This window comes from Actinoallomurus sp. CA-150999, from assembly GCF_050942425.1.
GTDB lineage: Bacteria > Actinomycetota > Actinomycetes > Streptosporangiales > Streptosporangiaceae > Actinoallomurus.
In genome coordinates, this window is sequence record NZ_CP192063.1 from 541,308 (window position 1) to 563,837 (window position 22,530).

19 protein-coding genes are annotated in these 22,530 nt (G+C 69.8%); 13 read left to right on the forward strand and 6 right to left on the reverse strand.

Going from position 1 to position 22,530, the window contains the following annotated elements:
* The first annotated feature begins 4 nt into the window (after positions 1-4).
* Positions 5-676: a response regulator gene (locus tag ACQP2O_RS02755; protein ID WP_433179612.1), complete on the forward strand. Its 672-nt coding sequence runs from the start codon at positions 5-7 to the stop codon at positions 674-676.
* A gap of 100 nt (positions 677-776) precedes the next feature.
* On the opposite strand, the gene ACQP2O_RS02760 is transcribed toward ACQP2O_RS02755, so the two are convergent.
* Positions 777-1,403 (reverse strand): DUF4189 domain-containing protein, encoded by a 627-nt coding sequence (locus ACQP2O_RS02760; RefSeq protein ID WP_433179613.1) that lies wholly within the window; start codon positions 1,401-1,403, stop codon positions 777-779.
* A gap of 432 nt (positions 1,404-1,835) precedes the next feature.
* Here ACQP2O_RS02760 and ACQP2O_RS02765 point away from each other — a divergent pair, with 432 nt between their 5' ends.
* Positions 1,836-2,513: a DUF4232 domain-containing protein gene (locus tag ACQP2O_RS02765; protein ID WP_433179614.1), complete on the forward strand. Its 678-nt coding sequence runs from the start codon at positions 1,836-1,838 to the stop codon at positions 2,511-2,513.
* A gap of 110 nt (positions 2,514-2,623) precedes the next feature.
* On the opposite strand, the gene ACQP2O_RS02770 is transcribed toward ACQP2O_RS02765, so the two are convergent.
* Together ACQP2O_RS02770 and ACQP2O_RS02775 are read right to left on the reverse strand one after the other, a co-directional pair.
* Complete coding sequence (locus tag ACQP2O_RS02770; protein WP_433179615.1) at positions 2,624-4,048, reverse strand: MFS transporter; 1,425 nt, start codon at positions 4,046-4,048, stop codon at positions 2,624-2,626.
* Between the two features lie 8 nt (positions 4,049-4,056).
* A complete protein-coding gene (locus tag ACQP2O_RS02775; RefSeq protein ID WP_433179616.1) occupies positions 4,057-4,674 on the reverse strand; it encodes a TetR/AcrR family transcriptional regulator in 618 nt (205 codons plus the stop codon).
* Between the two features lie 195 nt (positions 4,675-4,869).
* On the opposite strand from ACQP2O_RS02775, the gene ACQP2O_RS02780 reads away from it, so the two are divergent.
* The 11 genes from ACQP2O_RS02780 to ACQP2O_RS02830 all read left to right on the forward strand — a co-directional run bounded on the left by ACQP2O_RS02780 (position 4,870) and on the right by ACQP2O_RS02830 (position 19,601).
* Positions 4,870-5,331, forward strand: coding sequence for a hypothetical protein (locus tag ACQP2O_RS02780; RefSeq protein WP_433179617.1), 462 nt, complete (start codon positions 4,870-4,872; stop codon positions 5,329-5,331).
* 55 nt (positions 5,332-5,386) lie between these two features.
* Positions 5,387-5,950: a hypothetical protein gene (locus ACQP2O_RS02785; RefSeq protein ID WP_433179618.1), complete on the forward strand. Its 564-nt coding sequence runs from the start codon at positions 5,387-5,389 to the stop codon at positions 5,948-5,950.
* The gene (locus ACQP2O_RS02790) at positions 5,947-8,424 is read left to right on the forward strand and encodes an Hsp70 family protein (RefSeq protein ID WP_433179619.1); all 2,478 of its coding nucleotides are present in this window, start codon (positions 5,947-5,949) and stop codon (positions 8,422-8,424) included. The genes ACQP2O_RS02785 and ACQP2O_RS02790 overlap by 4 nt, the downstream gene beginning before the upstream one ends.
* Positions 8,424-9,293 (forward strand): OmpA family protein, encoded by an 870-nt coding sequence (locus tag ACQP2O_RS02795; RefSeq protein WP_433179620.1) that lies wholly within the window; start codon positions 8,424-8,426, stop codon positions 9,291-9,293. Before ACQP2O_RS02790 ends, ACQP2O_RS02795 begins: the two co-directional genes overlap by 1 nt.
* Positions 9,294-9,296: 3 nt before the next feature.
* Positions 9,297-10,802, forward strand: a complete 1,506-nt coding sequence (locus tag ACQP2O_RS02800) for a hypothetical protein (RefSeq protein WP_433179621.1) — start codon at positions 9,297-9,299, stop codon at positions 10,800-10,802.
* A gap of 102 nt (positions 10,803-10,904) precedes the next feature.
* Entirely contained in the window at positions 10,905-11,813 is a 909-nt protein-coding gene (locus tag ACQP2O_RS02805; RefSeq protein ID WP_433179622.1) for a hypothetical protein, read from the forward strand.
* A gap of 181 nt (positions 11,814-11,994) precedes the next feature.
* Positions 11,995-13,881 (forward strand): serine/threonine-protein kinase, encoded by a 1,887-nt coding sequence (locus tag ACQP2O_RS02810; protein WP_433179623.1) that lies wholly within the window; start codon positions 11,995-11,997, stop codon positions 13,879-13,881.
* An 84-nt stretch (positions 13,882-13,965) separates the two neighbouring features.
* Positions 13,966-14,802 carry a hypothetical protein gene (locus tag ACQP2O_RS02815; protein ID WP_433179624.1) on the forward strand — a complete coding sequence of 279 codons (837 nt, stop codon included), beginning with the start codon at positions 13,966-13,968 and terminating at the stop codon, positions 14,800-14,802.
* Positions 14,803-14,964: 162 nt separating this feature from the next.
* Entirely contained in the window at positions 14,965-15,954 is a 990-nt protein-coding gene (locus ACQP2O_RS02820) for a helix-turn-helix domain-containing protein (RefSeq protein WP_433179625.1), read from the forward strand.
* 421 nt (positions 15,955-16,375) lie between these two features.
* Complete coding sequence (locus tag ACQP2O_RS02825) at positions 16,376-18,409, forward strand: zinc ribbon domain-containing protein (RefSeq protein ID WP_433179626.1); 2,034 nt, start codon at positions 16,376-16,378, stop codon at positions 18,407-18,409.
* A gap of 601 nt (positions 18,410-19,010) precedes the next feature.
* Positions 19,011-19,601 carry an O-methyltransferase gene (locus ACQP2O_RS02830; RefSeq protein WP_433179627.1) on the forward strand — a complete coding sequence of 197 codons (591 nt, stop codon included), beginning with the start codon at positions 19,011-19,013 and terminating at the stop codon, positions 19,599-19,601.
* A gap of 17 nt (positions 19,602-19,618) precedes the next feature.
* On the opposite strand, the gene ACQP2O_RS02835 is transcribed toward ACQP2O_RS02830, so the two are convergent.
* The 3 genes from ACQP2O_RS02835 to ACQP2O_RS02845 form a co-directional block, all read right to left on the reverse strand.
* Positions 19,619-20,377: a hypothetical protein gene (locus tag ACQP2O_RS02835; protein WP_433179628.1), complete on the reverse strand. Its 759-nt coding sequence runs from the start codon at positions 20,375-20,377 to the stop codon at positions 19,619-19,621.
* Between the two features lie 89 nt (positions 20,378-20,466).
* Entirely contained in the window at positions 20,467-21,144 is a 678-nt protein-coding gene (locus tag ACQP2O_RS02840; RefSeq protein WP_433179629.1) for a response regulator transcription factor, read from the reverse strand.
* A complete protein-coding gene (locus ACQP2O_RS02845; protein WP_433179630.1) occupies positions 21,141-22,436 on the reverse strand; it encodes a sensor histidine kinase in 1,296 nt (431 codons plus the stop codon). Before ACQP2O_RS02845 ends, ACQP2O_RS02840 begins: the two co-directional genes overlap by 4 nt.
* Between the last annotated feature and the right edge of the window lie 94 nt (positions 22,437-22,530).

Consider the following 22,530-nt stretch of genomic DNA (forward strand, 5'->3'; position numbering starts at 1 on the left):
CGGCATGCTGCGCGTGCTCGTAGCTGACGACCAGGACCTGTTCCGCGGCGGCTTCGCGATGATCCTCAATGCCCATGACGACATCACGGTGGTCGGTGAGGCGGCCGACGGCGCCGAGGCCGTCGCCAAGGCGGTCGAGCTGGAGCCGGATCTGGTGCTCATGGACATCCGGATGCCGGGTGTGGACGGCGTCGAGGCCACCGCGCAGGTGTGCCGGAGGACGGACGCCAAGGTTCTCGTCCTGACGATGTACGACGTCGACGAGTACGTCTACGACGCCCTGCGCGCCGGCGCCAGCGGTTTCCTGCTCAAAGACGTGCGGCGCGACGACCTCGTACGCTCGGTCCGCCTGGTCGCCGAGGGCGAGTCGCTGCTGGCTCCCGCGATCACCCGGCGCCTGATCGCCGAGTTCGTCGGGCGGGGGCAGGCGCGGCCCCGGCTGCGGCAGCGCCTCGGCGAGCTGACCGATCGGGAGATGGAGACGCTGCGGCTGCTCGCGCGCGGCCGGTCCAACGCCGAGATCGCGGCGGACCTCGTGGTCACCGAGCACACGGTGAAGACCCACGTCAGCAACCTGCTGACGAAGCTGAACCTGCGCGACCGGGCCCAGGCCGTCGTCTTCGCGTACGAGTCCGGCCTGGTCGTCCCCGGCGACCACGAGGACGCAGTCCCCTAAAGCTGCCCGGTGGATCTCCGTGCGGCTGCGGCGCTCGCCACGAACAAGATCCACCGGACACCTCCGGGAGGCGCGAGGTGATGCGGTAGAGCCCGCGCGGCTACCGGGTGGTGCACACCCAGGTGATCCAACGGCCGCCGCCCGCGTTGGAGATGGCGTTGCTCTCGGCTTCGCTCCGGGTGTCGCCATGCCCGCCCCAGTACCTGTTGGTGCGGGAGTTGTACGCGACGGCACCGCAGCCGTTGACGAAGGTCGTGAGGACCTTGCAGCTGGAGCGGGGGCACTCATTCATCGCTCGCCGTTGGGCGGCGGACGAGGAGGTGTAGTCCCAGGCCTTGCCGGTGCTGCCGTCGCTCGCCACGGCGATGGCTCCCCAGTGCTGAGGCGGCGGCGAGTACGTGTCAGGCGGAGAGTACGGCGTATAGCTGGGCATCGCCGGCGGGCTGTAGGTGGGCGGCGTCGGGAAGTCCGGCACCGTGGGGCTCGCGGCCGCGATCCGGTGCCCCGAAGAGCTGGCGTCGAATGCCAACAACAGGATGCCGCCGCCGCCGATCAGCAGCACCAAGGCCGCGACGACGACGATGATGACGACCGCCGCGTTGTTGTTCGGCCGCTGCGGCGGACCCGGCGGTCCCCATCCCGGAGGTCCGGGCGGGCCGGGCGGACCGCCGGGCGGAGGTCCGTAGGAGGGCGGCTGGGCGCCGTACGGCGGCTGCGGGGGTTGCACGGGTGACCCACTCCCCAGATGCGTCAATGTCCGGAAGATCGTATCGGTTACTTCGTGACTACATGACTACGAAGCAGGGCTAAGACGCCACTTCTGGCAACTCGGTTCCATGCAGTCCCAGCGGTTGCCGTCCGTTCTGGCGGCCCGGCGCCTCCCTCGGCATGCAGGACGCCGCCGTGCCCGTCCGCCACCTGACCTCAGTAAGGCGTCCGGCACGTGTGCCGCTTCCGGCCCACGGGGTGATCAATCGCCGCCGACCGCTCGTGCTCACAGGGGTGCCCCCGCCGGATGATCATGAGGCGGAAGTTCGTGTGATAACCGTCACGGTGGCTGGGGAAAATCAGTTGGGTACTACGGCGAACTCGTGCCCCCATTGGTGACATCGAACCAAGTGATTTCGCAAATGAGAAAATGCACGAGGAGGTCGTACCAATGGAGCTCAAGCGTCTGCGTACCGCCGCTGTTCTTGCCTGTGGTGGCGGAATGGTCGCTCTTTCGCTCACCGCCTGTAACTTCAACGGAAGCGCGTCGGCGTCGGGTAATTCACCGGAGTCGTCGTCCGCCCCGACCGCGTCGTCGGCGCCGACCTCCTCCTCCCGCAATACCGGAAGCGGCGGCACGCGCAGCAGGCCGACGACCGCCGGTCAGAGTGACACGCCGAGCTGCATGGGATCCGAGCTTAAAGCCGAACTGCAGCTTCAAGATCCCGGCCTTAACGGATTGGAAGGGGAAATGGCAGCGGAAAAGGCGACTGCCACGCTGATCCTCACCAACCGGTCGAGTGAAACCTGCTACCTGCCGGCCGGCTGGACGCCGCTCGGGAAGGGCGGGGAGAACAACTACACCGCGATTCCCGCGACTCAGGTGAACTTCCCCGGCGCGGGTATGAGAATCACGCTGCGGCCCGGGAGTTCGGCCTTCGCCGGAACCAAGTGGCACACCACAAAGGGCTGCCCCGGCGGCACCACCGACGACCTCGGCGTCGCCTGGCACAGCACCTGGATCCCGCTCACCTACCACGGCCTCGACGACGGCTACCAGCCGCCGATCTGCGACAGCCTCACCCTGGGGACACTCCAGCCCACCATGAACGGCGTCAACTTCACCTGATCCGACGTCGACGCCGACGGGCTCGCACCTCTCCGCATGGACGCGGCAGGTGCGAGCCCGTCGGCGTCGTGGCGGAGCTCACGTTGGCCTGACACCCCGGATCGGGGGCCCTACGGGGCGGTCCGGTCGACAGCGGGTTCCGCTGTCCGGGGAGCGGCAGCCGACCGCGTGGGCAGCAGCAGGGCGGGGAGCAGCCCGAGGGAGGCGACGGCGGTCAGGCCCAGCAGCGCCGGTCGTGTCGCCTGGGCGGACGCGGACGCCGCCCGCAGCGCGGGAGAGCCCGAGGTCAGAAACCCTTCCGTCTGCAGCAGGATGGCCGCGATCGCGATGCCGAGGGTCGGGCCGACGTTCATGGCGGTCTGCTTGAGTCCGCCGACGACTCCGGCGTACCCGGCAGGGGCGTCGCCGACGACCGTGCCGGTGGCGGTGACCATCACGGCGGTGAAGCCGGCGCCGATCAGCGCGAACCACATGCCGCTCACGGCCCACGTATCGGTCGAGGTCAGATCGGACATCCCGAGGACGCCGAGGGGCAGCAGGGCCGAGCCGACGACGGCGGTGCGGCGCGGCCCGTACCGACGCACCGCACCGCCGGCCAGTGGCGCGCCGAGGACCATGAGCACCGTCAGCGGCAGGACACGCAGCGCCGCCGCCACGGGGCTGAGTCCCTGGACGTCCTGGAGCAGGAAGGTCGCCACGAACAGGGCTCCGAACATGCCGCCTGTGGTGAGGAGGAGAAGCGCCATGGCGGCCGTCACCGGGACCGAGCGCGCCACCGCGGGCGGCACGATCGGCTGGGCGGCGCGGCGTTCGTGGACGACCAGGAGTACCGCGCCGGCCGTGGTGCAGAGCAGGCCTGCGAGCGTCGGGCCGCCGGTCCAGCCGTGCGCGGGCACGCCGACCAGGGTGTAGACCAAGACGGCCAGAACACCGGCGACCAGTGCCGCGCCCGCGGCATCGAGCCGTTCGGATTCCCGATGCTCCCGCGCGGGCACCCGTACCGCCATGGTGACCGCGGCGATCGCCAGCCCGACGGGCACATTGACCACGAACACGCTGCGCCAGCCCAGGTGCGCCACCAGCACACCGCCGAGGACCGGCCCTGCCGTAGCGGCGACCCCGATGGCGCTGGTACGGACGGCGACCGCCGTGCCGAGCCGGTCCGCCGGGTAGGCCAGGCGCAGCAACGCCAGCGTCGCCGGCTGAAGCAGGGCGCCGAACACCCCCTGCACCACGCGAAGACCGATCACCCAGCCGATGCCCGGTGCGAACGCGATCCCGCCCGAGGCCCCCGCGAAACCGACCACGCCGCACAGCAGCAGCCGCCGATGGCCGTACCTGTCGCCCAGGCGTCCGGCGACGACCAGCAGCGCGGCCACGGCGAGCAGGTAGCCGGTGCTGGTCCACTGCGTCTGCGCGACACTGGCGCCCAGGTCGTGCCGGATGCTGGGCTGGGCCATGACCAGCACGGTGCCGTCCAAGGCGACCAGCATCGCGCCCGCCGCGCTGGTCACCAGGGCCAGGCGTCGCCGCATGACGCCGCTCACGCCGCGCCCAGGTGGGCGTCGATCACCGCGTCGATGAGCTGGTCGAGCCGGTCGCCGGTCTGTGGAGAGTCGTCCTCGCCCAGCGCCAGCCCGATGCTGCCCCACCCCCACAACTGGGTCAGGCCATGCACGTTCGCCCACAGCGCGACCGCGGTCACCGCCGCCGGGACGTCCTGCGGGCCCCGGTTCTCCCGGCAGCGGGTGACGAGCTCGACGATCCGGCCGAACATCGGCAGGGTCGCCTCCCGCAACTGCGGGCGGCCGGCCGCGCGCGCCTGGCCACGCAGCAGATCGTGCCGGAACATCAGCTCGAACATGCCGGGACGCTCCTGCGCGTACCGGACGTAAGCGGAAGCCAGCGCCCGCAGCTGTGTCCGCGGCGACGCGGCCTCGTCGACGGCCTCGGCGAACCGCCCGGCCAGATCGGCGAATCCGCGCCGGGCGATCGCCGACAGCAACGCCTGGTGGGTGGGGAAGTACCGGCGAGGCGCGCCGTGCGACACGCCGGCTCTGCGGGCGATCTCCCGCAGCCCCAGGGACGCGACGCCCTCGGTCAGCACCAGTTCCACACCGACATCGACCAGCCGGTCCCGAAGAGATTCCTCCGACTCCATAGACACTGTCTACCAGGACGCCGTAGACAGTGTCTACGCCTTACCCCGGAAGCCACCGGTGGCCGGACGGCAGGACCCCACCGATGCCGACACCGGCGTCGCTCGTCATGGTTCGCGACCTTCCCTGACACCTGCGGGACCGGTCCCGCAGGGAACGCGGCACGGTGGGTCCCCACCAACGGAAGGGGACTGCTCATGCCTCGGCGAACACTTGTCGCGACCCTGGCTCTCCTGCCCGCCGCCGCGATGCTGCTCGTGGCCTGCTCCGGCGACAAGAAGACCCCGTCACGGGCTACGACGTCCGCCAAGGCGACGCCGACGACCGCGTTGCCCGCCTCGTCCTCACCGCCGGCGCCTCAGCCCCCGTCGATCTCCACAGCGGCGGACGGGAGGAAGCTCTCGGCCTGCAAGGACGGCGAATGCGAGGTCGTGGTCGAGAAAGGGGATGTGATCCGGTTCGGCAACGCGGTGAAGACCAAGCCGAAGGTCGACGGGCTGACGGTCGTTGACGTCGGCGAGGAAGGCCCGGTTCTCGCACTCTCCTCGGGAATGACCACCACCGTCAACGGCGGCATCGAGATCAACGGCGGTCTCAGCATCGAGGCCGGCGTTCCCGAACACCACCGCGTCGCGATCCGGATCTCCCGGATTCGCTGAGGTCCGGCATCCGGCATCGGGACCGGTCCCAGGGCGGTCCTCCTATTTTCGCCGCATGCGTTTTCCGACAGCATCGCACGCTTGGGAGACGGACGTGATATTGCCAGTGAAGCCGATCCGACGCCCGCTGGCCGGGCTCAGGCCCGAGGCCCGGCAATGGCGGCAGCCGCGCGAATTCCGCATCCGGGCGACCGCCTGGCCCAATGCCGCCCTGGCGGTCTTCGCCGAATTCACCGCGGCGGCCGCCGCAGCCGCGGGCGAGGCCATGGAAGGGACCGACGGCCTCTCCGAGCGCTCCGTGGCGGATGTGGTGACCAGCATCTGGCGGCTCCGCGGCCGGATGGCGAAGCTGCCTGACGGAACGCGATCCATCACCCGCCATTTGGAGATGGCGTGGGACACCCTTACTGAAGCGGGTGTCGATACACGCGACCACCTGAACGATCCTTACGACTCCGGGCTCCCCTTCATCGTCGTGGCGTTTCAGCCGGTGCCGGGGATCGACCGTGAGCGGGTGATCGAGACCATCCGGCCGACGGTCTATCTGAACGACCGGGCGATCCAAACGGCCGAGGTGATCGTGGGAATTCCCGATGCGCAGAAGGAGCCCCGTTCATGACCAGAAGCACCATCGATTTCGGGATCGATCTCGGCACGACGAACAGTGCGGTCGCCGTGCTGAACGGCGTCGACGCTGAGATCATCAAGAATAACGACGGTGGCGAGACGACGCCTTCGGCGCTGTGGATCGATCGCCGGAACCGGCTCTACGTCGGGAAGTCGGCCAAGGAGCGCAGTGAGGCGGACCCGGAGAACACGTGCGTCGAGTTCAAACTCCGAATGGGTACCACGGGCCGGCCCAAGGTCTTCGAAGCGAGCGGCCGGTCGATGGAATCGGAGCAGATGTCGGCGGAGGTCCTCAAGTCGCTCAAGAGCGATGTCGCACAGCGGGCCGGAACCGACCTCCAAGCGGCGGTGATCACCGTTCCGGCGGCCTTCGAGTTGGCCGCCTGCGACGCCACGAGGCGTGCCGCGGAACTGGCCGGACTGAGGCATGCACCGCTGCTGCAGGAGCCCAGCGCGGCGGCACTGGCGTACGGATTCCAGACCGAGGCCGACAACGTCTTCTGGCTCGTGTACGACTTCGGCGGCGGAACCTTCGACGCCGCGGTGATCAACGTACGCGATGGCGAATTCACCGTCGTCAACCACCGAGGCGACAATTTCCTCGGCGGAAAGCTCATCGACTGGAAGATCGTCGAAGAGCTGTTCGTCCCGGTGGTGACGCGGGAGTACGGGATCTCAGACTTCCGCCGGGGCAACCCCAGGTGGAGAGGAGCGATCAACAAGCTCAAGCACGCGGCCGAGGCGGCCAAGATCCAGCTGTCCCAGGCGCGTACCACGGGAGGGCTGCTCGAGCTCAAGAGCGGCGACGGTGAGGCCTTCGAGTTCGAGTACGACCTCACCCGCGCCGACGTCGAACGATTCGCCGATCCGTTCATCACTCGATCCGTGAACCTCTGCCGCAAGGCCCTCCGGGAGAGCGGCCTGGGCCCTGGCGACATCGAGAAGGTGCTGCTGGTGGGCGGCCCGACACTGTCGCCGTACCTGCGCGAGCGGCTCGTCGACCCGCGGGAGGGGCTGGGCATCCCGCTGGACCACAGTCAGGACCCGATCACCGTGGTCGCGCGGGGTGCCGCGATCTTCGCCGGATCCAAGCGTCTCGACACCGTCCTGCCCCCGCCCGCGCCGTCCGGTGACACGTGCGTCATCGAGCTCGAGTACAGCCCGACGGGCCCGGACGCCGAGCCGCTCGTCGGAGGCAGGGTGACCGGAGCGGACACCGCGGGCTGGTCGATCGAATTCGTCAACCAGGCCCTGCGATGGCGCAGCGGAAAGATCGTTCTGACCGCCGAGGGAACGTTCACCACCACGCTGTGGGCCGAGAGGGGACGCGCCAACACCTTCCTCATCGAGCTCACCGACGCGACCGGGACGCCGCACCAGGCGACGCCCGACCGGCTGACGTACACCGTCGGTCTCGTCGACACGCAGCCCCCGCTCACGCACGCGATCGGTGTGGGCCTGGAGAACAACGAGGTCCATTGGCTTCTCGACCGCGGCACACCGCTCCCGGCACGGCGGAAGATCCTCCTGCGGACGACGGTCCCGATCAGCCGGGGACAGGTCAAGGGCATCCTCCGCATCCCGGTTCTGGAGGGGGAGCACGACCGGGCCGACCGCAACCGGCGGGCCGGCCGCCTGGAGGTCGAGCCGAGCCAGGTCCGGCGCGATATCCCCGAGGGAAGCGAGGTCGATCTCACGCTCTCCATCGACGAGTCCCGGATCCTCGTCGCGCGGGCGTACGTGCCCATCCTCGACGAGGAGTTCGAGCATGTGATCAACCTGCAGACGGTGACGGTACCCGAGCACGCGGATCTGGCCCGGGACGCCAAGGCCGAGAAGCACCGGCTGGAGGCGGCACGGCGGCGGGTGCCGGAGGTCGATGATCCACGCGCGGCGGAGATCCTCGACCGGATCGACGAGGAACAGATCGTCCAGGACGTCGGCGCGATGGTCGAAGCGGCGCGCGTCGATCCCGACGCGGCCACGGCCTGCGGAAAGCGACTTCTGGACCTCAAAGCCGCCCTCGACGAGCTCGAGGCCGCGCTCGAGTGGCCGCAGCTCGTCCAGGATTCGCGGGATCTCCTGCCGGCCGTACGGCAGCTGGTGATGGAGCAGGGGAGCGAGAGCCACCGGCGCTCCCTGGTCACCGCCGAGGCGGCGGTACGCGAGGCGATCGCGGCCCATGACGTGAACCTGCTCCGGCAGCGCCTGGAGGACCTGGGCAGCCTGGCGTCTCAGGTCCTTGACCACTCCGGCGAGCTGCCGTTCCTGGTGTTCGAGGACCTCAAACTGCGGCAGCCGGACATGCGCGACCCGACCGAGGCGGCGGAGCTCATCGCCGCGGGTGAGCGTGCCGCGGCCAACCGCGACCCCGGCACTCTGCGCGAGGTCAACAGCCGGCTGAGACGCATGCTCCCCAAACCACCGCCCCCACTCGACCCGTTCAGCACCGTACGGAAGCACTGATGACCGAGCAGATCGCGCTGGCTCTCGCGACCCGCGAGGTGGTGCTGGCGCAGGCACGGACCCTGGCGCGGCAAGGCCGCTACGGCGAGGCCGAGCAGATACTCCGCGACCTGGAGCCGGACGTCCTCGTCCTGGATCTCCTGGCCCGAATCCACGCGCAGCAGGGGCGGCTAGGTCAGGCCGACCAATGCTGGGCCGCGGCGGAACGGCTGGCTCCCGACATCAGGGAGATCGCCGAGGGCCGCAGGCGCGTCGCGAGCATGCGCGGCGGCGCACGCCGGCGACGCGGACGCCTGGTGTACCGCGCCGGAGCGACCGCCGGGCTGGCGCTCACGTTCGCCTTGCTGGTGGACACGAGAGTTGAGCTCGGCAGGTTGCCGACGGCGCCGTACGTCCAGCCGTCCCATGCGCCGGCTCAGACCATGCGGCCGACCGCCGCCGACCTGGCCGGAATGGATCTCCGGCTGTCCGGCGTACGCGCGCGACGACGGTCCGGCGAGATCACCGTCACCTTCACGGAGGGGCTGTTCCGCGACGGTGTGACGCTTTCGTCCGGCGGGCGGACGGTCCTCGATGCGCTCGGCGCGCGGCTGCGTCCGTACGCCACGCGGATCTCCGTCGCCGTCATCGGCCACACCGACGACCTCACGGCGGCGGTCGGCGGCGATTACGCCGACAACCTGGAGCTCGGCACCCTGCGGGCGACGGTCGTACGGGAGGTCCTTCGAAGCGCGGCCGGGATTCCCACGACGCGGTTCTCGGTGTCGAGCCTGGGCGACGTGATGCCGCCGTTCCGTGGCCACGGCACCGCGGACCGGGCCCGTAACCGGACGGTGAGCCTGCGGATCAGCGCGGCCGGGGAGGGCTGAGCGATGGCGTCGGCGTACGAGCCCGTCTCCCTCCTCCAGCACGTGGGGCCTGAGCTGTACCGGGACAACGCCTTCCGGATCACGGGCCTCACGGTGGACGCCACGGCGCGTGACATCCGCCGGCAGGCCGAGAAGATGCGGGTCATGGCGCGGATCGGGACGGGCTCCGAGACGATGATCCTGCCCCTCGGCGACCCTCCCGACGACGCGGAGGTGCAGCAGGCCACGCAGCGCTTGCGGGATCCGGTGCACCGGATCCTGGACGAGCTGTTCTGGTTCTGGCCCGCGACGGACGGCGGCGCCGACGACGGGATCACCGCCCTGCGGCGCGGGGATCTCGACGCCGCGCTCCAGGGCTGGCGGGACACGGGACCGGCGGCCGTGGCCGTGCACAATCTGGCGGTGCTGAACCACGCACAGGCGCTCGACCATGACCGGTTCGACGCCCGCGGCCGGAGGCTGTGGAAAGACGCGTTCGCGTATTGGCGGAGGGTCGTCTCCGACGACGGATTCTGGGAACTGCTGGAGTCGCGCGTCCACGAGATGGCCGACCCTCGCCTGACGCCGGCCGCGGCCGGACGGCTGCGCGCGGACCTGCCCGCGGCACTGCTGTCCGTCAACGCGCGGCTGGCGGTCCGTGCGGCCGGAGACGGCTGCGCCGAGGACGCGGCCGAGCACATCGCGCTCATGCGTAAATCCGGATTCCGCCCGGCAACGGTCGATGAGGTCCTGCGCGACGCGATCGCGCCCGACATCGCCCGGATCAGGGCGCTGGGAGAGAACGCTCAGCAGGCCGTCGACGCCGATCCGCGGCACGGCCACGAGGTGATCCGGCGGTTCCTGGACCAGACCACGCCGCTGCTGGCCCTGCTGGCCTCGGTGTTCCCCGAGGATCACCCCGTACTGCTGGGCGCCCGCGACGAGGTCGCCGGCCGGGTCCTGCCCTGCGTCGTGCCGTACGTCAAGGAGACCGACGATTGGCGGATCGCCGGTGAACTCCTCGAACGGGCCCTGCCCATCGCGGCGACGGGGGCGGTACGCGACCGTCTGGAAGAGAACATCGCCGTCGTCAACGGCAATCTGCTGTACGAAACCTGCTGGTTCTGCGGGGAGAATCCAGCGCACGACCGGAGTGCCTACGCACTGAAGATGCACGGCGAGGTCCAGCGGACTTACGGCCGCATCCGGTGGAAGAGCCTCACGATCGAGGTTCCTCGCTGCGCCACGTGCAAGAAGGGACGGAAGACCCGGTCCCCTCACCCTCGTGCGATCGGCTGCGGCCTGGCCGTTCTGGTGGGCGCCGTGGCGATCGCCCTCTTCGCCGGCGACTCGCCGATCGCCGCTGCCGTCATCGGCATTGTGATCGCCGCTGTGGCCGTGCTTCGGGAGATGGGAAGACCGGGCCTGTTCACGGCCCGGCGATTCAGCACGGCGGGGAAATTCCCGCAGGTCCAAGAACAGCTCGCCAAGGGCTGGAGGTTCGGCGAGAAGCCACCGGGCGTGAACTGATTCAGCCGCATCCGCCGGGACTCTTGGGACCCCTCCCACCGCACCCGCCCTGATCTTCCGGGCCTTGACACACCGATCCGCACAGCAGACCACGGAGGCACGATGTCAACGAAGACCGGCGTCATCGCGGTGCTCGCCGCCACCGGCCTGACCATCGCGTGCTCGGCACCGGCCGACGGCGGCGTCACGCCATCTCCGGGCGCGACCGCCGGCACGCCGAGCGGCACGCGATGCACACGACACGTGGCCGACCTGCGGCAGGCGCGGTCCGCCGAGCCCGGCGACGTCGTCTGCATCGACAATGCCGCGGCCGGCAAGAGACTGCGGATCACCAAGGGCGGTACGGCCACGAAACCCATCACCTATGCCGGCCACGGCCAGGCGGTCGGCGGCATCACGATCGAGGCCGACAACGTGATCGTCGACGGCTACGTGATGAACGGGCCCTCGGCGCCGGGCGTCGAGATGACCGGCGACAACATCACCCTGCGGAACAACACGATCACCAAGCCGCATGGCGGCGACGGGGATGGGCTGCGCTTCTTCGGCAACGACCTCAAGATCCTCAACAACCGGATCAGCAGAACGAGCAACCGGTACGGCCACGCCGATTGCATGCAGACCTTCGCCAGTGACACGCCGCCGAGCCGCAACGTCCTGATCCAGGGCAACCGCTGCGAGGGCATCGACAACATGTGCCTGATGGCGGAAGGCCCGAACGACGGGGAGGGCGACGGCGTCGGCCACACCTCTGATTTCACGATCAGAAACAATTACTGCGAGACGCTGAAGGCCTCGCAGAATCTGATGTTCGAGGACGTGCAGAACACCGTCATCGACGGGAACGATTTCGCGGGCGACCCGGTCAAGGCGATCGGCCTCGCCATCGGCTCGACCGGCGCGCACGTCGGCTATCACAACACCAAGGGGCCGAAGATCAAATACCTGGTCGGCATCGACCGTTCCTCGCGCCCCGGATATCGGGGTCCGAAGCCCGGCGGCCGCCCCTGAGCGGCTTAATCCGCCTGATCGCCCTGGCCTCGCGGACTCACCGCCGCGCGCCATCCGCACCGCCTCGTGGCCTGACTGAAAATCCGACCAAAAGGTCCGGAAGAGTTAGGACCCGTGGCGTACAGTGGTCGCGTTCGCGTTGGGTAATGCGGAAGTTACGCATAGGTAATGCGGAGGCCGGGTGCAGGCTGGTCAGGTGATCGCCGACCGTTATCGGCTGGAGGAGCGGGTCGGCGCGGGCGGCGGTGGCACGGTCTGGCGCGCGGCGGACAGCAAACTCCCGCGGAATGTCGCGGTCAAACATGTGCTGTCCGCCGACAGCGGGCACGGTACCGAGCGGGTCGAACGACTGCTCCGCGAGGCCGACGCCCTGGCGCGACTGAACCACCCGCACGTCGTCACGCTCTTCGACGTGGCCCAGGAGGGCACCGAGTGGTGGCTCGTGATGGAGTACATCCCGTCGGGCAGCCTGGCCGACCAGGGGACGCTGCCTCCCGAGCGGGCAGCGCGGCTCGGCGTCCAGATCGCCGACGCGCTGGAGGCGGTGCACGGAGCCGGCCTCGTCCACGGTGACGTCAAGCCCGGCAACGTGCTCGTGACCGAGGACGGCCGGGCCAAGCTGGCCGACTTCGGGGCCTCCCGGACCGTGCACGCCGAGGTGACGCTCACCAAGACCGGCGGCCTGGTCGCCGGGACTCCGGCGTTCATCGCGCCTGAGGTGGCGGACGGAGCGGATCCCGTCCCGGCCTCCGACGTGTTCGGGCTCGGCGCCGCGCTGTTCGCCGCGGTCGAGGGACAGTCGCCGTACGGGCCGGAGAAGAATCCGATGGTGGTGCTCCGGAAGGCGGCCGAGAGGCGGATCGCCACGTCGCAACGGGGCGGCCCGCTGACCCCGGTGCTGGCCGAACTGATGCACGGCGACCCGGCCGGCCGCCCCACCGCCGGGCGGGCCCGCCGGCTTCTTGAACCCGTGGCCGCCTCGTCCTCGCCGGAGGACGGCGCCGTTCCCGTGGACACCGGGCCGAGCGGGACGCTTCGCCCGAACACCGGGTCCGACGGGGGCGATCAATCGGATCCGGAGCCGATCGGGAGCGGAGGTCGCCGCCGGCGCCGCACCGCCGTCGTCGCGGGTGCGGCCGCGGCGGCGCTCGGCCTCGGGGCATGGTTGATCTTCGATCCGCCGTTCGGCGGGGCGACGCCGAATCCGCGACCGTCCCGGACGGCTGCGCCGTCGGTCTTCGGCGACCCGCACACGGTCGATCCCTGCTCCCTTCAGAACGAGGCGAAACTCGCCCGATTCGGCAGCACGGGGCTGGACACCGCGTACGGCGATTTCAACCGGTGCGACGTTGTCGTGCATCCGCACGGCGGCGGTGAGGTGGATGTCAAAGCGGAGCTCCTCAACCCGGATTCCACGATGGACACGTCCGGGCGCCCCGAGAAGGTGGGCGCGATCCAGATCTGGAAGGAGCCGGACCAGGACGGCGACTGCACCCGGCTGCTGTTGCTCCCGGACAAAAGCCGGGTGGAGATCGAGGTGCAGTTCAACGACAAGGCCTCGGTGAACCTCTGCGCGATCACCGACACCGCCGTCGACAGCGCGGTCGCGGTGCTCTCCCGCGGCACGCTTCCCCGGCGGGCCACACCTCCGGTGAAGACGTCGCTGTTCTGGTCGGACGCCTGCTCGCTCGCGGACGCGAAGACGCTCTCCCGGTTCCCCGGCGTGGACGCCACACATCCTGACATCGGATTCGGCAACTGGGAGTGCACCTGGGGAAGCACGACCAGCCATACCGACCTCACCGTACGGTTCGACCAGGGCGGCCCGCTGACCGCGGACGACGGCCACGTCACGAAGCTCGGCGGGCACGAGGCATACGTCGACAGCGGATACGACGACAAGGCATGTGCCGTCCGGGTGCCTCATCGCCGTTTCACCACCGTGGGCGGAGACGAGAAGACGGAACAGCTGCTCATCATCGTCGGGGGAGAGGGAAGCTCGGCCTGGCGCTGCCGCGTGGCCACCGACGTCGCCGGGCCCATCGCCGCAAAGCTGCCCGGCGCCTGACCCGAGGGCCGGGGGAGGTTCTTCTCGGGAGGGGTCCCGGTAACCCCGTGGCATGCTGCCGCCAATCCATTCGGGGAGGTCGAAGTGGGCGACAAGCAGAACGTTCCAGGCGGCCGGCGGCTCTCGGCCGGGCACGCCAGCCTGGCCTTCGGCGTACCCTCGTCGATGCCGGGCGACATCTACGCGCTGGCGATCGGCGGAGGCATCACGGTCCGCCCGCAGGAGGGCCGCACCATCGTCTTCGGGCGCAACCGCCCGGAGGTGCAGGTCTGCATCGGCGAGCAGGACCGGCGGATCAGCCGCAGTCACGGCCTGCTCACCTGCCACGATCGCAGGTGGTGGGTGCGGACCACGGGGCGCCTGCCCGTTCGGTTCCCCGACGCGCGCCTGCTGTTCGCGGGAGACGAGCCCATCCCGCTCGCCGAGGGATACACGCCGTTGTTCGTCCGTGGCTCCAGCGGCCGTGAGCACCTGCTGGAGCTCTACGTGGCAGGAGCGGACGAGCCGCGGTCGACGTCCCAGCACGCCGACCCCACCCAGCCGCCGCGTACCTGGCGGCTCTTGCCCGCCGAGCGACTGATCCTCGTCGTCCTCGCCCAGCGGTACCTCCTTCACGAGCCGCACCCGCAGCCGCTGGCCTGGCAGCAGGCGTCCGAGCACCTGAACGATCTACAGCCCGACGCCGGCTGGACGGCCAAGAAAGTCGCGCACAAGGTCGCGACCGTCCGCGCCCGGCTGTCCAAAGCCGGCGTGTCCGGGCTGACCCGGGAAGAGGTCGGGGAGCCCATCGGCAACAAGTTGAATGAGAACCTCATCCGCGAGCTGATGGAGAGCACCACCCTCGTCCCGCCGGACCTCGCCGAGCTCGACGATCTCGAGTCCGCGACCGAGCGCGTCGATCCCACCACCGCGGTCGACTAGCGGCGGTCGTGCGCTGAAGAATTGAACCCCTTCGTCACTGTCACGTGGGACGGCCGGTGTCCTTGGATTAAGCTCTTCCGCAGCCGATCGTTACCGGTTGTTGACCCAAATCGTCAATGATCCATACGGTGAGCCGGTCGGCTCGCCGCATACGAGACGGCCATGGACAGTGCGATCGAGGTGGCGATGGGCAGGCGAGAGGCGCCGGTTCCGGACGGGCCCCTGAAGGAGTTCGCCCTCGCGCTCCGCGCGTTGCGCGTCAACGCGCCCGGTGCGCCGACCTACCGGCAGCTCGCCGACGAAGCGCACTACTCGGCCTCCGTCCTGTCGGTGGCCGCCGCCGGGCGCCGGCTGCCGAGCCTGGACGTCACCCTCGCGTTCGTCAGGGCCTGCGGCGGCGACACCGACGAGTGGCGGGAACGCTGGACCAGCCTGCACGCCGAGCTCCAGGCCCACCACCCGGACCTGATCCCCGACCTGGCGCAGGACCTCGACGGCTCACCCGCCGCACCAGAACCGTTGCCGCCGTCAGCGGTCCCGCCGCGGACGCGCTTCCACGGGCCGTTCCTGCGCCTTGGTCTCGGTGCCGCCGTGATCGTGGTCCTGGCCGCCGCGGCCGTCTTCGCCGCCGATGAGATGTCATCGTCCGGGACGAACGGCCGGACGGGTGCCAGGCACCACAGCACGACGCCATCGCCACAGGCCTGGACCGCGACGTCCGGACCATCGTGTGCGACGGGTCACGCCGTGGCGATCGACACCACCGGTTCTTGGACGCCTCTCCCGGGCAGCGCGACCGGTGGCTGTGGGGAGGCCTTGACCCACCGGACGACCGACAACAGCGACGGGGCGAACTGGGTGTTCTACCCCGGTGTCGGCAAGACGTGCACCTTCAAAATTTACATTCCAAATTCAACGGCCATCACCGCGAGGAATGTGACCTATCAGGCCTGGGACACGCTTCCTGGCAAGCATTTCGACCCGAATCGCATTGGTGGCAACGTTCGGGCGGACCAGTTCGCCAATCGGGGTGGCGCGATAACGCTTACCTTCGGGCCGACCAAGAATGGCACCATCGACCTGCAGATCTACGACAACTACCAGGACAATACGGTCGAGGTCGCCGACACGGTCGCCGCCACCTGCCGCTGAGCGTCATTCGTTCACCCGTCCTCCCGCGAGCCCTCTGCGGATTCCGCTGCCGCGATACCGAGGTCGGACAGGAACGCCGCGGCGGCAGGAGACGGCGGGAAGCGACCTCGGCGCTCTGCAAGCCGTCTGCTCTGGACTCTTCGCGGACTAGAACACGAAGGTCTACGTCGGCCCTTCCAGTGCATTGATCAGCGCGGTGGAGAGGGTTTCGGTGGGCCCTAGATGATGGCGGGGACACAGACCAGGCTGCTGTGGTTGGTCACGATGGCGAAAGCGGGGTGCACTTGATGGTGCTTCGCCGGTGGGCGGTCGACGCCCGGACGGGCTGACTTCGCTCGAATTTTCGAATCACCGAGCGGATTGCGGACACGGGTCGCTACTGTGCGTACATGTTCGGTTGCGCGTCATCTGGTGGTGTCGCATGAGCCGCAAGCTCCCGTTGGCCAAGGGCCAGGTGGCCCGGACGGCGGTCGCCCGGATGCTGCTGCGCGGTGGGGTGGATGAGAAGACCGGAGAGGCCCTGACGGCGCGGATGGTAGCCGAGCGGGTGGGCTGGGCCGCTGACCTGGTCGCGGGGATGACCGCTGGTCTGCTGGCCGAGCGTTGGAACACCGGTGATGTGGCGGGCTTGGCAGCCGGGGTGGATGGAGCGGGCCGTGTCTTGCCGTCGAATGCGTGGATGGCGTTGCGTCGCTTGGGCTGGGACGTGACCGTCCCCGATGGGGTCAAGGTCAATGATCGGATCGTGCGGATGGCTCAAGAACAGGCCGGGCGGATCCTGCGTGGTGCACAGCACCGTGCCGGGACGGTCGCCGGGGTCTTGGCGACCTGGCCCGCCGATCCGGTCAAGCGCACGGCGGCCGAGTGGGATGCCGTCCGTGAGGCGATCCCGGACGGCAGGTCCCTGACCAGCAGTGTGATCAGGGCGCGCACCCGGCAGATCACCGCGTTCGTCGCCAGGCATGGGCGGTTTCCGGTCGATGTGTTCGAACTGGAGAATCCGCCGAGCGCGGCGCGGATGCTGGTACTGGCCGCGGTGGACCGGCAGCAGGCCACCCTGGACCGCGCCGACGACGACCCTGCCAGGGTGTTGCTGCGGGTGCAGTTGCCCGTCCGCCCGGATCCGCGCTCGTACGCCGACTGGTCCTGGGTGGCTTGCTCGGTCACGCTGCCGCCCACCGTCTCGCCTGACGCGGTGCTGCATCTGCCCACGCTCCGCCCTCAGGGCCAGAAAGTGCGCGCGGATCTGGCGTTCTCCCATCCCGTTCCGAAAGCCGAACGGAAGGGTCACACGACGGCGCTGGGGGTGGACTGGGGCCTGAACACCCTGCTGTCGGCAGGCGCGGTGCACCGTCACAGCGACGGCCGTATCACCACGCTAGGGGCCGGAGCGATGTTCCGGGCCGGTGGGGTGATGGCCCGCCAGCACCGGCTACGCCGCCACGGCGAACACCTCCACGCCAAAACCGACACCTACACTCGCCTCATCGACGGCCAGGAAGATCACGACCTGGTCGCCAAACACGCCGTGCTGGCGGCCGAACACCGGCATGTGGCCGATCGCAGGTCGGGGTTGAACGATGCTCTGGCGTGGTCGGCGGCGCGGTGGGCGGTGGATCAGGCGATCGCGGTGGGTGCGAGTGTGATTTATGTGGAGGATCTGCGGTCGATGGAGGCCAAGGGCATGGGCCGCACCCTTAACACCCGCCTGTCCCAAGCCGTGCGGGGGCAGATCGTCGGCAACATGCGGCACCTGGCCGCCGAGACCGGCATCGCCGTCGTCACCGTCCTGGCCCGCAATACTTCCAAGCACTGCCCGCAGTGCCTAATGCCACTGCGGCACTGCAAGGCACCCGACCGGCCCACCGCATCCGGATGGAAATGGGCGATCTGCCCCGACCCTGACTGCGGCTGGCAAGGCGACCGTGACCACGGCGCGTGGCGGCGTATCGCCGCCCGCGGCCTGACCCACCAGCACAACACCACCGTCGTCGATCGTGCCACCGGCCAGATGGTCATCGGCCGGGTGGTCGACGAGCTCGAAGCGGGCGCAGTCGTCATCGCGACCGCCGCTCCTCCAGCCAGCGGGGGTGACCGGTCCAAGACCGGCCCCACCCCGCGCCGATCTCCACGCCCCGTGCCCAGGCGACGCGGGGCACCCTCCACCCCCAGCCCTCACGGGCCGGCGGGTCAGCGTCCGGAGGGACACGCTCACACGGACCACAGACTGCCTCGGGCGGCCTGCCGGTACCAGGGCGTGCGCACCACCACCGTGCACACGATCAGCTCAAGCACACCCGCCACCCGCCGGAACCAACCACGGCACCGGCCGCGAGGGGCGACACTGGGCGCAGGCTTCCACCTGCACGCCCACGCCACCCCACCCCGGTGGACAGATCCCCCAGCCACAACACTCCAATGTGACTACGGATCCCCAGCTGATCAGAGACGCTGATCCGCACCTGCCGACGCCGTAGATGGAACTGTTTCAGCGCGGCCGGCAGATCGACCGCCGTGACGGTGGGGATGGCGCCGATGGCGAGTCAGCAACGGGTCTCACCGACAGCGGCCGCCACCTCGGAGTGGGCTCGTTCGGCGGCGCCTAGGGCCTGTCTCGAAGTCCCCGTCCGTAGCGAGCGGTGTCCAGGTGGTGCCTCGCAAGGCGGAGGAGGGAGTCAGCCCGGTGTTGGCTGGCGACCGACGACAACGCGGCGAGGCGCCGCCTGGACGCCGCGCAGTAGGACAGCGGGACTTCGAGACAGGCCCTAGCATTCCGAGATGGATCGTCGACATGCTCGAGGAGTACGCGCAGGCATATGCCTCCGGTTGTGGAGACTTCACCATCGATACGGTCGCCGACCTTCTCGGCCGCCCCGGCGCGACATCGCCCGCGAGCACGCCGCGGCGTTCACAAAGGAGGGAATCAGGTGATGCGATTCGGCCTCCGGATTCGGATTGTGCCTGCCCAACGCCCGCTTCGACACGTCGCCGACCCGGGACACGCCGTACACTGCCGTCGCCATTCCCCGCTCCTGAGCCGGAGGTTGCTGATCGTCATGGATGACCGTCGCCGGGAACTGCTCGATGAGCTCTACGCGGATGGGTCGGCCTACGACGCCCGGCAGTCGGACCGGCTGCTTCGGCGACGAAACTTCGAGCCCGACGCCGCCGAGCTGCTGACCCTGGCGGTACGCATGGCCGGTGCGCGCGACATCGTCGAGATCGGAACCTCCAACGGCTACTCGACGATCTGGCTCGCCGACGCGGCCGCCGACACCGGCGGCACGGTGGTGAGCGTGGACACCGCGAGCACCGACGAGGCCGGTGAGAACCTCCGCCGGGCCGGACTGGCCGCACGCGTGCACCTCATCCAGGGCGACGGCGGTCGCCACCTGGCGGAGCTGCCGGACGGCAGCGTCGACCTCCTCTTCCTGGACGCCGAGCGGACCGCGTACACGAGCTGGTGGCCCCACCCGGTTCGAGTCCTTCGTCCGGGCGGGGTGCTGGCGGTCGACAACGTGCTCGTTCCCAGCCCGGACGAGCTGACCGGCTTTCTCGCCCTCGTCACCGAGGACGACCGGGTCACCGGGAGCACCGTGTCCGTGGGGAAGGGCCTGCACCTCGCCTGGCGCCGTACCGGCGGATAGCGCCGCCGGAGTTTCCGTCACTGAGGACGGGTCAGCCGGACGTATCCGTACGGGTTGAAGGACAGGTCGTCCTCATAGTCGTCGCCGTCGTACGGGCCGGTGCGCAGCACCCATCGGGGGGCGTCCTCGGCCATCCGGAAGCCGGCGCCGTCCTCGATCTCCTCCGCACGCGGATCGGTCAGCAGGTAGGTCGCCAACGTGTCCAGGTGCATGACCAGGTCCGGCAGGCCGTCCTCGGTCAGCTGTTCCTCGTCGACCTCGATCTCCACCTCGGGCGCGCCGAGCAGGTGCATGCCGCAGCTGTAGAGCACCTCACCGTCGTGGATCGGCCGCTGCACCCAAGCGGAGACGAGCACGTCGGCCAGGTCCTCGTCCTCGGCGCCGGCCGCTCGGTCGGCCAGGGCGAGCCAGCGGTCCCGGCCGTGCGTGATTCCGCTGCTCTCGTTCTTCACCGCGGTGGCGCCGGACCGCAGCAGAGCGGCCGTCGCCGCCAGCAGCCGCCGCGAAGTGTCGGCCGCCAGTTCGCGCATCATCGGCGCGGACAGCAGGTAGCCGACGGTGTCGTGGGACTCCACGGCGGCCCAGTCCGCCTCGTCGAACGAGGCCTCCGCCATGCTGGCCTCGAACGCCTTCGGCATCCGGGGATCGGGTTCGGTCTCGGAGTACTCGCGGTCGAGCACGAAACCGCCGAAGTCGGCGGCGATCCGTTCGATCTCCGAAAGGTCCAGCCCGGAGCCGAGTACGCACAGCACATGCCGGGGAATCGCGTCGCTCATTCCGCCACGTTATCGATCATCATCGACGTTCCGGGCCGATTCCCCGACGCCGAGTCCTCCGGCACGGTGAAGGAGGTGAACCCCTTTTCTCACCGTTCGGGGGCGGGCTGGACGAGACCGGACTGGTAGGCGATGACGACCAGTTGGGCGCGGTCGCGGGCGTGCAGTTTGGCCATGGCGCGGTGCACGTGGGTGCGCACCGTCAGCGGGCTGACGACGAATTTCTCGGCGATCTCGTCGTTGGAGAACCCTTGCGCGGCCAGGGCCATCACCTCGCGCTCGCGATCGGTGAGGGCGGCCAGCCGCTCGGGGGGAACCAGGTGGCCGTCGGGTTCGGGGGCGGCCAGGAAGCGGGTGATGAGCGCGCGGGTGGCCGCAGGGGACAGGAGCGCGTCGCCGGAGGCCACCGTACGGATGGCGGCCAGCAGGTCGTCGGCGGCGATGTCCTTGCCGAGGAAGCCGCTGGCGCCGGCGCGCAGGGCCCGTGCGACGTACTCGTCGATCTCGAACGTGGTGAGGATGAGGACGCGCGTGGCGGACAGGTCCGGATCGGCGCAGATCTCGGCGGTGGAGGTCAAGCCGTCGGTGCCCGGCATGCGGATGTCCATGACGACGACGTCGGGGTGGTGGGCGCGTGTCTGCTCCACGGCCTCCCTGCCGTCGGCGGCTTCGGCGACGACCTCCAGGTCGGCGCAGGAGTCGATCAGGATCCGGAAGGTCTGCCGCAGGAGGGCCTGGTCGTCGGCGAGCAGGACACGGATGGTCATCGGATTCGGTCTTCTTCCAGGGACGCGGGGTGCAGCGGGAGTTCGGCGGTGACCTGGAAGCCGCCTTCGGGACGGGCGCCCGTCCGCAGGCGGCCCCCGACCGACAGGGCGCGTTCGCGCATGCCGACGAGCCCGAAGCCGGTGTTCGGCGCCACGGAAGGCGCCGGTCCGGAAGGCGCCGGCCGGGAGGGGGTCGGTCCGGAAGGGGTCGGTCCGCCTCCGTCATCGGTGACCGTGACGGTCAGCCGGTCCTGAGCGTAGGCGAGGTTCACCCACGCCGTCGACGTGTCGGCGTGCTTGGTGACGTTGGTGAGCGCTTCCTGCACGATCCGGAACGCGGTGAGATCCACGCCTGGTGACAGCGATCGGGGTTCCCCTTCGGTGCTGACGGTGACCTTGAGCCCGGCGGGTTCGAAGGAACCGGTCAGGTCGGACAGCCGCGCGAGCCCGGGGACCGGCTCGGTGGGTGCGGCCGGGTCGTCGGCCTGGCGCAGGAGTCCGACGGTGGCCTTGAGTTCGCGCAGCGCCGCCGAGGTCGTGCCGGAGAGGTCCGCGAGGATCTCCTGGACCTGGTCGGGGTGGGTGCGTACCAGGTGCGCGGCGGTGCCGGCCTGCATGTTGGCCAGGACGAGGTGGTGGGCGACGACGTCGTGCAGTTCGCGGGCGATGCGCATGCGCTCGGCGGCGACCCGGTGGCGTGCCTCCTCCTCGCGGGTGCGCTCGGCGTGCTCGGCGCGGGCCTTGACCTCCTCCAGGTAGGCCCGCCGCAGCCGGACCGTGCTGCCGAGCACGGTCGGCAGCAGCAGCCAGGCGGCGGGTCCGACCCCCCTGAGCAGCAGGATGGTGACAGTGCTGACCGCCTTGGCGTCCAGCGAGTGATCGCTGGGGTCGAGGAGAAGGTCGGTGCCCACCACCAGCAGGGTGGCGGCGGACAGGGCGTAGAGGCGGGTGGACCTGCGGTCGACGCGGACCGCCAGCGAGTACAGGGCGGCCATGAGCGGTCCCAGCAGCAGGACCGTCAGCAGGTAGCCCAGGGCGGCCATGGCCACGGCGCAGGCGGTGGTCACCGCGACGGTGACGCGGGGGTGACCGCGATGCCACAGCAGGGCGGTGCAGGAGATGCCCGCCAGCAGCACGCCGGGCCACCACGGGACCCTGAGATCGGAGCCGGGGAGTCCGACCATGCTGCCGGGAAAGGCGCAGGCGAACAGCAGCAGTGACGCCACCACGTCGACGGGGCGGAGCTGGGCGTGGAGGCGGCTGCGGAGGTCTCGCCACCGGCTTGCGATCATTGAAGGGACTTCCTGTCGGTGCTGTGACCAGCGTGGACGACGATTCGACGGTATGCGAGGAGGGCCACCGCGGCGTCCTGTGGGGAGAAGAAGG